At 69.6% G+C, this 12,465-nt stretch carries 13 protein-coding genes; 6 read left to right on the top strand and 7 right to left on the bottom strand.

Annotated features, from left to right (window positions below):
* Positions 1 to 166: 166 nt before the first annotated feature.
* From AB8M46_RS02150 to AB8M46_RS02135, 4 genes are all read right to left on the bottom strand, one after another.
* Complete coding sequence (locus tag AB8M46_RS02150) at positions 167 to 796, bottom strand: lamin tail domain-containing protein (RefSeq protein WP_043848321.1); 630 nt, start codon at positions 794 to 796, stop codon at positions 167 to 169.
* 135 nt (positions 797 to 931) lie between these two features.
* On the bottom strand, positions 932 to 1,216 hold the full coding sequence (locus AB8M46_RS02145; protein WP_037341979.1) for a helix-turn-helix transcriptional regulator: 285 nt from the start codon (positions 1,214 to 1,216) through the stop codon (positions 932 to 934).
* Positions 1,217 to 1,248: 32 nt separating this feature from the next.
* Positions 1,249 to 1,749 (bottom strand): lamin tail domain-containing protein, encoded by a 501-nt coding sequence (locus AB8M46_RS02140; protein ID WP_394359403.1) that lies wholly within the window; start codon positions 1,747 to 1,749, stop codon positions 1,249 to 1,251.
* Positions 1,750 to 1,849: 100 nt separating this feature from the next.
* Positions 1,850 to 2,545, bottom strand: a complete 696-nt coding sequence (locus tag AB8M46_RS02135) for a response regulator transcription factor (RefSeq protein WP_081975893.1) — start codon at positions 2,543 to 2,545, stop codon at positions 1,850 to 1,852.
* A 508-nt stretch (positions 2,546 to 3,053) separates the two neighbouring features.
* Between AB8M46_RS02135 and AB8M46_RS02130 the strand changes: the two genes are divergently transcribed.
* Entirely contained in the window at positions 3,054 to 3,473 is a 420-nt protein-coding gene (locus AB8M46_RS02130; RefSeq protein ID WP_394359402.1) for a GNAT family N-acetyltransferase, read from the top strand.
* A 69-nt stretch (positions 3,474 to 3,542) separates the two neighbouring features.
* On the opposite strand, the gene AB8M46_RS02125 is transcribed toward AB8M46_RS02130, so the two are convergent.
* On the bottom strand, positions 3,543 to 4,067 hold the full coding sequence (locus tag AB8M46_RS02125) for a cysteine dioxygenase (protein WP_394359401.1): 525 nt from the start codon (positions 4,065 to 4,067) through the stop codon (positions 3,543 to 3,545).
* A 96-nt stretch (positions 4,068 to 4,163) separates the two neighbouring features.
* Here AB8M46_RS02125 and AB8M46_RS02120 point away from each other — a divergent pair, with 96 nt between their 5' ends.
* Positions 4,164 to 5,030, top strand: a complete 867-nt coding sequence (locus AB8M46_RS02120; RefSeq protein ID WP_394359400.1) for a LysR family transcriptional regulator — start codon at positions 4,164 to 4,166, stop codon at positions 5,028 to 5,030.
* A gap of 337 nt (positions 5,031 to 5,367) precedes the next feature.
* Here AB8M46_RS02120 and AB8M46_RS02115 read toward each other — a convergent pair whose 3' ends face one another.
* The gene (locus AB8M46_RS02115) at positions 5,368 to 6,651 is read right to left on the bottom strand and encodes an amidase family protein (RefSeq protein ID WP_394359399.1); all 1,284 of its coding nucleotides are present in this window, start codon (positions 6,649 to 6,651) and stop codon (positions 5,368 to 5,370) included.
* A 101-nt stretch (positions 6,652 to 6,752) separates the two neighbouring features.
* Between AB8M46_RS02115 and AB8M46_RS02110 the strand changes: the two genes are divergently transcribed.
* From AB8M46_RS02110 to AB8M46_RS02095, 4 genes are read left to right on the top strand one after another with little or no spacing between them, the layout of a single operon-like run.
* The gene (locus tag AB8M46_RS02110; RefSeq protein WP_125736843.1) at positions 6,753 to 7,736 is read left to right on the top strand and encodes an ornithine cyclodeaminase; all 984 of its coding nucleotides are present in this window, start codon (positions 6,753 to 6,755) and stop codon (positions 7,734 to 7,736) included.
* Positions 7,727 to 9,073, top strand: coding sequence for a Y4yA family PLP-dependent enzyme (locus tag AB8M46_RS02105; RefSeq protein WP_394359398.1), 1,347 nt, complete (start codon positions 7,727 to 7,729; stop codon positions 9,071 to 9,073). The genes AB8M46_RS02110 and AB8M46_RS02105 overlap by 10 nt, the downstream gene beginning before the upstream one ends.
* Entirely contained in the window at positions 9,070 to 10,128 is a 1,059-nt protein-coding gene (locus AB8M46_RS02100) for a PLP-dependent cysteine synthase family protein (protein WP_394359397.1), read from the top strand. The genes AB8M46_RS02105 and AB8M46_RS02100 overlap by 4 nt, the downstream gene beginning before the upstream one ends.
* Positions 10,125 to 11,507 (top strand): MATE family efflux transporter, encoded by a 1,383-nt coding sequence (locus tag AB8M46_RS02095; RefSeq protein WP_394359396.1) that lies wholly within the window; start codon positions 10,125 to 10,127, stop codon positions 11,505 to 11,507. Before AB8M46_RS02100 ends, AB8M46_RS02095 begins: the two co-directional genes overlap by 4 nt.
* Here the strand turns inward: AB8M46_RS02095 and AB8M46_RS02090 are convergent.
* Entirely contained in the window at positions 11,483 to 12,424 is a 942-nt protein-coding gene (locus AB8M46_RS02090; RefSeq protein ID WP_394359395.1) for a hypothetical protein, read from the bottom strand. The two genes, AB8M46_RS02095 and AB8M46_RS02090, sit on opposite strands and share 25 nt — an antisense overlap.
* Positions 12,425 to 12,465 lie beyond the last annotated feature (41 nt).

Genomic DNA, 12,465 nt, shown 5'->3' with positions numbered 1-12,465 from the left:
CACGGCCGCCGCGAAGATGGAGTTTCCCGAGGATGAGGCAGGAGTTCCCGGATGAACACAATTATCGTTGGCGGTATGTCGCCGTTGGCGAGATACCGCCAGGGAAGGGCCCGGACCGCCGACGGCGGCCCGGGCCCGGTCGAGAGACGGGTCGGTGCTGGGGGACTTACAGACCCGGGGTGCGCAGCTGCAGCGAGAAGTCCTGCCGGTTGTTGTCGGTGTCGGTGCTCAGGATGTTGCGGGTGTTCGCCGCGTTGAGCTGATCGGTGACGGCGTTCTCCGGGATCGCGGCCTGGCCTTCACGCGGGGTCACGACCGCGTTGCTGAAGGCCACACCGTCGATCTTCGCGCTCGCCATGTTCTGCAGCGAGAGGCCACCGGCGGTCGGGATGCCCTCGGCGCCGGTCAGCGTGAAGGGGATGACGTAGGTCTGGTCGACGATGGTGCCGGAGAAGTTCTGCCCGACCAGCACCGCGTACTGGCCCGCGTTGCCCTTCGGCTGCAGGATCGTGCCCGCCGGCAGGACGATCGTGTCGGTCACGACGTTCGACGGCGAGTAGATCCGGATCACGTAGCCGCTCACGTCCTGCGGCTGGTTCGAGACGTTGCGCAGCTCGATGAACTCGTCGAGCAGACCGTTCACGCCGCGGGTCGAAACCTCGTTGATGACCACGGTGGACGAGACGAGCGGGGCGGCCTCGGTGCCCTCGCTCTCGCCCGCCGCGTTCGCGACACCACCGGCCATACCCATCGCCAGCATCGCGAATACCGCCGAAGCGCCCAGAATTCGTCGCACGGGAAATTCCTTTCAGCTTGGTTTTCCGGGGGATTTTCCGTCGGACCGGAATCCTTTCCCGCCGGTGCCGACACCGACAATCATCCGAGAATCGGGGTGCCGCCGGGAAGGGGCCAGTTTTCCGGTACTTTCGCGTCACGCGATAATGCTCCGGCGCCGCCTTCTCGCGACCGCGGCGGCGAGTTCGAGCTCGCGGCTGGAGGTGTCCAGCACAGCGCTGAGCCACTGCCGCCAATAGGGACCGGGAATGCGTTTTCCCCGCTCCCAGCGGGAAATCTCTTCCCTGGTCACACTGTCGTTGCCGGAGCGGATGTGCAACCTCACGACCAGATCGCCTTGTGACCATCCTTTCGCGATTCGTTGTTCGGCGAGCAGTTCGCACAGCGGGGTCGCGTCCCCGCGTTCGCTGTTCGCGGTCACGACCGCACCTTTCTCGTGCTGGTGGAGTGCTTTCAGTCGGCCGGCCGTACGCAACCGAAGTCGGCCTTGTTGTTGTCGGTGTCGCGGCTGACGGCGTCCCTCGACTGGGCGAGCCCGGGGCAGGGGACGGCGGCCTGGTTCTCGCGGCAGGGCGACGACGGCGCCCATCCGACGCTGTCGGCCTTGGCCCCGCGCCGGTCCAGCAGCATCTCGCCGTCCCCGACGATCGCCTCGACGACCAGTTGCTGCGCCGTCCCGCCGAAACCCTGTGCGGTGATGAGGAAATGGTCACCGGCGGGGATCTCGCTCCCGGCGGGCATGGCGGCCAGTTCGACGGGCGTCGCCTCGCCCGTGCACGCCTGAACGGACCAGCCGCCGATGTCGAGGGTGGTGGCGCCGGTGTTGTGCAGGTCGATGTAGCCTGCCGGGCCGCCGAGCACCTCGTGGATCTTGGCCGACGAAGCCCGCACGGTGTCCGGGGCGGGGGTTCCGGCGAGCACGAGGAGCAGGAACAGGGAACCTGGCTTCGTCATGACAGCAACGCTAGAAAAACGATCTCGGTGCCACAGGATACGGCGGGTACCGAACCTCGTCCGGTCTCGGTACTCCCGGTACGCCGCTCGCCCGGCCGGGCTAGCCCCGGTACCCGTCCGCGGTGTGCAACTCGCCTTCGCGCTCGGTCGTCTCCAGGCGTGGCAACGGGTTTCCTCCTGGCCGGAAACGCAGCGCCCGGAACAGGTCGCGCCTGCTGCCGAAGCCCAGCTTCTGCAGGATCCGGCTGACGTAGTTCTTCACGGTCTGCGTCGCTAGGTGCAGTTCTTCGGCGATCTCGTCGTTCGACCACCGGTAGAGGATCAGCGCGAGGATCTCCTCCTCCCGTCTGGTCATCGCGCTCGCGTAGCGCACGGCCTCGGTGACCGCCGGCGGGGTTCCGCCCGCCTGTACGCAGACTCGCTGCCCGGCGAGCGTCGAGCGCACCGCCGACATCACCTGGCCGCCGCTGGCCGACTTGTGCACGAAGCTGTCCGCGCCCGCGTTCAGCGCCATGGCGATGGCCGATGGCGACGAATCACCGGCGAAGACCAGGACGGCCGCGCGTTCGAACTGTTCCTTCACGAACCGGCAGATCGCGGTCCCGGCGGGCTCACCCCAGATCGACAGCTCGGTGATGACCATGTCGGGATGGCTCTTTTCGCATTGCCACAACGCTTCCGGCTCGCTCGCGGCTTCGGCCACCGCCCCCACCCCCGCCGAATCCCGCAACAGCCTGCTGAGCGCGTATCTGATGAGGGGTTGATCGTCTACTACGAGCGTGGTGACGCGGTTCATGGTTCCCCTTGGGGTATCGACGGGCGCCCGGTGTGGCCCGGGCCGTGCGGTCGGCCCGGGCCGGGCGGCGCTCGCATTCGCCGAGAACAGGTTCGCTCGCTCGGGCGATCCGTCGAACCGACCGTCGCGGCGACGTCGGTACTCATTTTTCGCCGAATCCTCTTTCGTCGCGGTCCGGCAGTGATCTTCCCGCTTATCCGCGCGGGTGAGGACCAGCAATCGGGTGACAAGGGCGAAAAGCCGCCACGCGGGGCGCCGGATTTGGGCCGGACGGCGGAACGGGGATACAGATTCCGAACGCGCCGCACCGGACGCGTGGAAAGCCAGGATCCGGCGCCCGGCGTAACGGACTGGTTGATTTCGTTGGAAAACCCGATGGCGTCCGATATCGACTTCGTGAAGTCGTTTTCCGGGCTCGCTCCGGTGATTCACCGTGGGGCCATTGTGGATGGACCGGCCCCGGGTGCGACGCTGTAGGCCGTTGGTATGACAGAAAGGCAAGCCCGTCATGGACGACTCTTACCGCCTGGAAGCAGGCTCCCCGTCGGTCGACGACTACCTGCGGCTGCGCCGCGAGGCCGGTCTCAGCGAACCGCCGAGGGAACAGGCGGAGCGCGGGGTCGGCGGCGCCTGGACGTCGGTCCTGGTGATCCACCGGCCCACCGGTGAGACCGTCGGGATGGGCCGGGTGATCAGCGACGGCGGATGGTACTTCCACATCGTCGACATGGCCGTTCTGCCTACCCACCAGCGCCGCGGCATCGGGGACGCCGTCCTCGAGGCCCTTCTCGCGGCGATCGACGCCGCGGCGCCGGGTGCGTACGTCAATCTGCTCGGCGATCCACCCGGATGGCGGCTCTACGAACGCCACGGTTTCGTGGAGACCGCTCCCGGGACCATCGGCATGCGGCGCCGAAACGCCGGATAGCGCGTCCGGGAATCGTGCGCCGATATCGGTCGGGCGCGCTGGGCGAAATGGCCCTGCCGATTGCGCCTTTCACCGCGCGGTGGCGCGCATCCGGTAATTGCGGCGCACGCTGGTCCCCTTGCTCAGATCGGCGCCGTACACGTGCAAGGTGATGGCGACGGTGTCGCCCGCGTTGTGCACCTGGTGGATGTCGTCGGGCGGCGCGACGCCGCTCACCGACCCCGCCGGGCGTTGCCGCTGGGCCTTCCGGACCAGCCGATCGTCGTCGATGTCGAAGATGGTCTCGGTTTCGGTTCCTTGCAGGACAAGGAATGTGCACCACACCAGGTGATCGTGGATCTCGGTGAGCTGACCGGGCCGCCAGACCAGGGCGACGATCGAAAAGGCGGACTCGGCGTGCAGGGTGGTGCGGGTGTAGCCGTCGGGGGAGCCGGCGCGTTCCGCCGCGGTGAGCAGCTGCGGGGTCGGGCGGAGTTCGGTGAGAACATTCGCGACGGCTTGTGCGGTGACAAGGGGTTCGGATGGTCTCCCGGTACATTGGCTCAGACGTTTAATCAGCTCTGGGAGGCCGGGTCTGAGGGTGGTGACGGTCATTTTTCGTTCTCCCTTCTCGTCGCTTCTCATCGTGGTCCGCCGTCCGGGCGGCGTCCAATGACGACGTTCTTTCCTTGATATAGATATTCTTTATCCATGCTGAATTTGGTGCAGCTCACGGTGCTGGCGGCGGTCGCGCGGCACGGTTCGATGACCGCGGCGGCGAAGGAACTGCACTACACACAGCCCGCGGTGAGCCACCATCTCGCGAGGTTGGAGGCGGCGACGGGCGCCAAGCTGGTCCAGCGGATCGGCCGCGGCATCCGGCTCACTCCCGAAGGGGAACTGCTCGCCACCCGCGCCGCCGAGATCGTCGGCCGGGTCGAAGGCGCCGAAGCCGAGTTGGCGGCGCAGGTGGGCTTGCGCGCCGGGCGGGTCCGGATGGCGGGGTTCCAGTCGATTCTGAGCACGATCGTCCCCGACGCGGCCGCGACGCTGGCCCGCGCGCATCCCGGACTCGAACTGGGGCTGGTGGACGAACATCCGGGCGAGGCGCTGCGCATGCTGCGGGAGGGGAGGATCGACGTCGCCCTGATCTTCCGGTACGCGGACACGCCCCGTGAGGAGCAGGGGCTCCGGCTCGTGCACCTGCTGGAGGACCCGATCTATCTGCTCACCAGCGAACCGGGGCAGACCATCGCCGATCATCGTGACTCGACCTGGATCGGCGGCTGCACCCGCTGCCAGGACGAACTCGTCACGATCTGCGGGCGGGCCGGGTTCGCCCCGCGTATTTCGATGGTCAGCGACGACATCGTGGTCATGCAGGCGCTGGTCGCGGCCCGGATGGGCGTCACCACGCTGCCCCGGCTGGCGCTGCGCGCGCATCGGATGCCCGGGGTGCACGCCACCGAACTGGCCGAAGACCCTCGCCAGATCTACGCCGTCACCTACGGCGATCCGCCCGACCCTCCGGCTGCGGCGGCGCTGATCGACGCGCTTCAGGCCAGCATTCGGGCTTAGGGCGGGGTTTGACGCGCGTGAAGGCCTCCTTCGCTACCTTCAGGATCAGGTTTGTCGCTGGTCAAGTGGGCAACGGCGGCACTCGCCACGGTGGCCTGACTCCTTCTCGACTGTCCACAAGGGACTCTTCCGGGGTGAGAGTGCCCGATTTGGGCGTTTCGCAAAGGGGTCGTGAGTGGCAATGAGGGTTAGAACGACATTTACCACTCACGACCCCTCGGCATAATCACCCATTTCGCCATGAATGGGACATTCGGTCGCGGAGAAGTGACCACAGTGGACGGTTGGAGCCCGTTCGACTCCCGTCGACCAGGGCAATCAAGCGCTTGACCTGCGCTTACAGAACCCGCTCGACGAAAGCCCCCACGCCCAGCAACTTCCGGTCGTCCCCGACCAGCCCGTCGAGTGCCAGCCCGGCGGGAAGGCCGTCACGTGCGCGCCCCATCGGGACGGTCAGGCCGGGGAATCCCGCGATACTGCCGGGCTGGCAGTTGCGGATGAAGGTGGGGAACGTCGGCACCTCGCGCCCGCGGTGCACGAAGCTCCCGACGGCCGAGAAGTCCCGGGCCGTCGCCGGTGTGGTGGGGAAGGCCAGCGCGTCGATGCCGTTCTCGTCGAAGATCTTCGCGTAGGCGCGGCGCAAGGCGGGGCGGGTGGCGAGGGCCGCCTCGTAGACCGCGGGCTCGACGCCCGGCACGACCGCCTCGGCGAAGATCGCCCGGACGTCGGGTGCGGCGATCTCGCGGACGAGCCGCTCGAAGGAGACCTCGGGTACGTGCTCGGCGAGGTAAGACCGGAGTCCGACGCCTGCTTCGTGGATCACCAGCGGCATTCCCTGATCGACGACGAGTTCGGCGAGGGGCGTGTCGTCGAGCGGCACCAGGGTGACGCCTGCCGCGCCCAAGCGGGCGAGCGCGGCCTCCCAGAGTTCTTCGACGTCTTCGGACAGGTCGCCGGTCAGGAAACCGTGCGGCACACCCAGCCGGATCGACGTGCGCTCGCTCAGCGGTGCCGGCTCTTCCGCCGCGAGGACCGCGTCGAGGAGCGCGAGATCGGCGACCGTGCGGGCGATCGGTCCGGCCGTGTCCCGCGTGCTGCTCAGCGGTGTCATGCCGTCGGACGGGTACCGGCCCGTGGTCGGCCGGAAACCGCAAACCCCGTTGAGCGCGGCGGGAACCCGGGCCGAACCGCCGGTGTCGGTGCCCAGGCCGGCCGGCACGATGCCCGCCGCGACGGCGACCGCGGTCCCGCCGCTGCTGCCCCCGGCGAACCGCGACGGGTCGCACGCGTTGCGCAGCGGGCCGAGCGGCGTCGTGTCGCAGGTGATGCCGAGGGCGAGTTCGTGCATGGTCGCCTTGCCGACGACGACGGCGCCCGCGTCGGTCAGCCGCCGGACCACGGTCGCGTGCTCACGCGGAACGTGGTCCGCCAGCGCCGGGGTCCCTGCGGTGTTCGGCATCCCGGCGACGTGGATGTTGTCCTTGATCACCAACGGGATCCCGCTGAGCGGGCCCGCCTGCGCGGTCGCGTGATCGTGCGGCGCCAGATGACCGATCGCGTTGAGATGCCGCACTTCTTCCGCTCGCGCGCGGCTTTCCGAAGCGCTCCAGGGTCCACTCACGGCCGCCAGCCTAGCGTGACAAGGACCACAGTCATCGATAAAGACAATCATTTTCATTAAGCTGCGGCGCGCCACCTTCCCACGAGAAAGGTCGATCGTTCATGAGCTCCGGTCCCTCGCTGCACATACTCACGCGCTCGGATCTGCACAGCCTCGAACTCACCCCTGGCGAGGCGATCACGATGGTCGAAGACGGCTATCTGGCCTACGCGGCCGGGGCGTCGCGGAACCCGGCGAAGCTGATGGTGCCGATGCCGGACCCCGCGCGGGACGCCGTCGCGTACTCGATGCTCGGCTACGACGGTTCCCTCGAACAGGCCGCGTTCAAGACGAGCTACCGCCAGGGCAGCACGTCGGCCGAGAAGTACTACACGACCATCACCCTGTACGACGACACCACGGGCCTGCCGTTCGCGCTCATGGACTGCCACCGCGTCGGCGCCACCCGCACGCCCGCGAGCACCGCGTTGATCGCGCGGTCCTGCGCTCGGCCGGGCGCGCGATCCGCGCTCATGGTCGGCACCGGCGCGCAGGGGATCCGGACGCTGCCGTACCTGCTCACCGCCCTGCCGGAGCTGGAGCGGCTGCGGCTGTTCGGCACGCATCCCGACGGTCTTCGCGACAGCGTCGCCGCGCTGAAGGAGCGCTTCCCCGACCGCGAGGTCGAACTCGTCGACGACGTGGAGGCCGCGGCGCGCGAGTCCGACATCGTGGTCGCCGCGTCGGGCCGGGCGGCCCATCCGAAGATCCGCCTCGGCTGGCTGCCGCCGGGCGGGCTGCTGATCTCGGTCGCCAGCAAGGGAGTCCAGGAAGGCACGCTCGCCGAGGCCGACTACACGGTGGCCACCAGCGGCGCGCAGGTCGAGGTGACCGGGCAGCGGATGGCGGGTCCGGACGGCGTGTTCCGCATCGACGCCGAACTCCCGGAGATCCTCGCGGGCAAGGCCCCCGGCCGCCGCGGCGACGAAGACCGGGTGTTCGCCTTCAGCAGCGGCATGATCATCACCGACATCCCGGTGGCGCACGCGCTGGCCGCGCGAGCCATCGCCGCCGGCCGCGGCCGCGAGGTGGCCCTGTGGACCTGATCGACACCCTGTCCCCGCCCCTGCCCGCGCTCGAACGTCCCTGGGCGCACCGGTTGCGTGCCTCCGAGACGCTGTGGGAGATCGCCCGCGGTGTCGGCGGCGGCCCGTTCCACGTGATCCATCCGGCCACCTTCGCCGAGAACCTCGCGGGAATGGTCGGCGCGCTCGCCGCCGAACGTGTCGAAGGCACCGTCTACTACGGGAAGAAGGCGAACAAGGCGGCGGCGTGGCTGCGGGAGTGCACGCGTCCCGGTACGGGGGTCGATGTCGCGAGTGTGCCCGAACTGGTGCACGCGCTCGGAAACGGCCTGCGCGGCGACTCGATCGGGGTCACCGGCGCCGCCAAACCCGACGGACTCCTTTGGCTCGCCCTGCGGCATCGCTGTCTCATCGCGGTGGACGCGGCCGACGAGCTGGAACGCGTCGCCCGGCTCGCCACCGAACTGGGGGAGACCGCCGAAGTGCTGCTGCGGGTGCGGCCGCCGTCCGCGCCGGAGAGCCGGTTCGGTTTCGCGCCCGACGCGGTGAAAGCGGCGGTGCGACAGTGCGGCGGCCCGGTCGTCCTGCGGGGTTTCTCGTTCCACCTCGACGGCTACGACCCCGTGCCACGGGCGGAACTCGCCGCGTACCTGATCGATCTGTGCCGAGATGCCCGCGCGCTCGGGCATCCCGCGTCGAAGATCAGCGCGGGCGGCGGGATCGCCGTGTCCTATGTGGACGCCGGTGACTGGGCGCGGTTCGAATCCGGCAGGCACGACGGCTGGTTCCACGCCGGCCGCAATCCGGCCAGGACGTACCCGTACCACCAGGCGCCGACCGGGGCGGCGATGGTGACCGCGATCCTCCGGCACGGGATCGCCGGGAAGACACTGGCGGAGCGCCTGCGCGCGGCCGGGATCGAGCTGCTGCTCGAACCCGGCCGGGCCCTCGTCGACGGCGCCGGGTTCTCGGTGTTCCCGGTGCTGGGCTGCAAACCGGGCGGAGACCACCTGATCACCACGGTCGCGGGCCTGTCCATGAGCCTGTCCGAACAGTGGAAGGGCAGCGAGTTCCTGCCCGACCCGCTGCTCGTGCGCCGGGACGGGCCGGGCGGCACGCCGGTGCGGACCATCGTCGCCGGGTCGAGCTGCATGGAGTACGACGTGCTGACCTGGCGCGCGGTGGAGCTGCCCGCGCGGCCGAGGACCGGCGACCTGCTCGTGTACCCCAACACGGCCGGCTACCAGATGGACAAGAACGAGAGCGGTTTCCACCAGCTTCCGTTGCCGCCGAAAGTGGTGGTCGACGGCGATCGCTGGCATCTCGACACCGACCACCCGATCCAGGAGATCCGATGACGATCGTCCGGCGCGCGTCCGACCTGATCGGGAACACACCGCTGCTGGAGCTCGCGCGCACCGGCACCGGCACGCGCCTGCTGCTCAAACTCGACCACCTCAACCCCACCGGCTCGTGCAAGGTGCGCATGGCCAGGCAGATGATCGACGAGGCGGAGCTCGACGGACTCCTGCGGCCGGGCGGGCATATCGTCGAACCCACCTCCGGCAACACCGGGAACGGGCTCGCGCTGGTCGCGCTGGAACGCGGCTACCGGTTCACCGCCGTGGTCGATCACCACGCCGCCCGCGAGAAACTCGGCATGCTGCGCGCGCTCGGCGCGGAACTGGTGTTCGTCGACTGCCCGCCGGACGGCGGGGTCAGTTCGGTCCAGCGGCGGCGGGTGGCGGCCCGCATCGCCGCGGAAACCGGTGCCTACCATCCCGATCAGCACAACCATCCCGGCAACGGCAACGGCTACACCGGGCTGGCGCGGGAACTCCTCGAGCAACTCGGCGACGTCGACGTGCTCGTCGCGGCGATCGGCACGGGCGGCTCCCTGTGCGGTACGGCCCGCGCCCTGCGCGCGGCGGGTGCGGGCACCCACGCCGTGGCGGTCGAACCCATCGGCTCGATCATCTTCGGTGGCGCGCCGGGGATCTACCACCAGACCGGGGCGGGCAGCCCGGCCGGTTTCCCGATCGGGGACAACGTCGACCGGTCGGTGATCGGCGAAGCCCACCGCGTTTCCGACAGCGACGCGTTCGCCGGGGCCCGCGTCGTCGCCCGGCGCACCGGGGTGCTGGTCGGCGGGACCACCGGCGGCGCGATCCACGTCGCGCTGCGGCGGCTTTACGCGTATCCGGCCGGAAGTGTCGTCGTGGTGCTGTGCAACGACGCGGGGGAGAAGTACCTCGATTCGGTGTACGACGACGAGTGGCTGCGTGCCAGGGGTGTACTCGACGAACTGGCCCATCGCCGGATGGACCGCTGGTTCGCCACCTACGCCGAATCCGTGAAGGTCGCCACGCGCGACCGGGCGGGGCGCCGGACCCCGGTGGCGGTGGGCGGATGAGCACGGCGGTGACGACCCGCGGCTACCGGGCCCTCGTCGGGCTGGCCGCGCCGATCGCGGGGATCCAGCTGGCCCAGGTCGCGCTCACCAGCGTCGACCTGGCCATGCTCGGACTGCTCGGGGTGACCGCGGTGGCGGCGGGCGGGCTGGCGATCCTGCTCTACAACCAGATCCGCACCATGTGCGTCGGCATGGTCACCGGCGTCGGGAACCTCGTGGCGACGGCGGCCGGGGCCGGGGAACTCCGCACCGGCACCGGCGAACTCGACGAGCGGGCACGGGACGAGATCCGGTCGCTCCTGCGGTCGGCGCTGCTCGTCGCGACCCTGACCGCGGCGGTCGGCGCGGCCGTCCTTTGTGGACTCGCCGTCGCGCTGCCCTCGCTCGGCCAGAGACCGGAGATCGTGTCGCTCGCCGGTCCGATGATGTTCGCGCTGGCCGGCGGGCTGTTCCCGATGGTGTGGCTCAACGTGGTGCGCCAGTTCGCCGTCGGGTTGCGGCGTCCGGGTTCGCTCCTCGCCGTGACGCTGATGTCGATCGCGGTCAACGCCGGCCTCAACGCCGCCTTCATCTACGGGTGGGCGGGCCTGCCCGAGCTGGGCGTCGCCGGTATCGGCCTGGCGACGACGTTGGTCCAGTTCTTCACGCTCGCCGTGTTCGCCTCGGCCCTCCGGCGGGATCCGCAGTTGCGCCCCATGGTGTCGCTCGCGCTGTGGCGCGCGGATCGGGCGGTGGTCCGGCGCATCGTCCGGCACGGGACGCCGATCTGCTTCACCTACGGTTCGGAAGCGGCGATCACCTCGATCGCGACGATGCTGATGGGTGCCTTCGGCCCCGCGATGCTCGCCGCGTCGAACGTCGCGAACCAGCTCGCCTACATCGTCTACCAGGCCAACATCGGGCTGTCGCAGGGATCGTCCATTTTGGTCAGTCGCGCGGTCGCCCACGGGGACCGGGATCGCGCACCGGTGATCGCCCGCCAGGCGCTCACCCTCTCCTGGTCCTTGATGGCGGTGGTGGGCCTGGCATACCTGCTGGTGCCGCAGGTGCTGCTGTGGCCGTTCCTGCGCGACGAGACCGACGCGGTGGTGCTCGGCACGGCGTCGACCCTGCTGGTGTTCGCCATCGCGCAGCAGTACAGCAAGGGAACGCAGAACATCCTCGTCGGCCTGCTGCGCGGGCTCGGTGACACCGTTTCCGGCCTCCGTTGCACTCTCGTGGGGTACTGGGCGGTGGGCGTGCCCGCGATGTTCTTGTGCGCCTACGTGTTCGCCTGGGGCGGCTGGGGGGTCTGGGCCGGGCTGTGTCTCGGCTTCGCGGCGACCGCGATCCTGCTCGGACGGCGTTTCGCCGGTCAAGGAGCCGGTTCGGCGCGATAGCGGTCGATCCGGGCGAGCAGGTCGCGGGAGGCGGGATCGGCGTCTCCGCGCAGAAGTGCCGCCAGCGGCGCGAGCCGGTCCTTGGTGCGGGTGGAACCGAGGCCCCGCGCGAGGTCCAGCGCCTCGTCGCCGATGCGGACGGCTTCGTCGAAATCGCCTTGGAGCGCGTGGTTCTGCGCGAGCATGATCAGGGTGAGCGCGAGGCTGCGGGACATGTCGACGCCGTAGCCGTCGACGGCGTCGCGTAGCCGCGCGATCGCTTCTTCGCTGTGCCGCGCGGCGACCGTCCTGGCCAATTCGGTCAGGACGGTCCCGCGCATCGCGGCCATGTCCGTGGTGCCGAAGAAGGCTTCCCACGGTCGTGGCGCCGCCCAGGTGCCCGCGTTCTCGAACTCGCACTCCGCCCGCGCCAGGCTCGTGAGGGCGGCGCGCTCGTCGCCCGCCTTGGCCAGTGCCCACGCCTCGTTGACCGTCAGGATCGCTTGTGCCCGCAGGGAACCGCAGCGGTGGGCGGCGGCTTGGCCCTGACGGAGATGGTCCAGCCCGCCTTCGACGTCGTCGTGGTGCAGCGCCAGCCTGCCGAGGCGGTAACAGATGTTGGCCATGAGATCGTCGTTGCCCGCCGCGGCGGCGAGGCCGAGCGCGCGGTCGAACCGGAGCCGTGCCGGGACGGGGCGGCCGATGTCGAATTCCGTCCAGCCCAGCAGATTGTGCAGATCCGCGAGCACGGTCAGCAGCCGGGACCGGAGCCCGCCGGGGACGGCACCCCAATTGAGCAGCAGGCTGACCGACTTCACGACGTGCACCGCGTCGCGGGAAAAGGCGCCGCCCTGCCGGTAGTCCAACGCGCGCAGCGTATCGACCGCGTTTTCGAGACATTCGACGTCGGCGACACCGATCCGGCCGGTCGTTGTCATGAACTCACCTCACGCAAGTCATGGCTCGGTCCACGGCTACC

It is taken from the genome of Amycolatopsis sp. SB7-3 (assembly GCF_041021335.1).
In the GTDB taxonomy this organism is placed as follows: domain Bacteria; phylum Actinomycetota; class Actinomycetes; order Mycobacteriales; family Pseudonocardiaceae; genus Amycolatopsis; species Amycolatopsis japonica.
The sequence above is the reverse complement of the archived record's forward strand: the minus strand, read 5'-3'. Positions and strand labels throughout refer to the sequence as shown.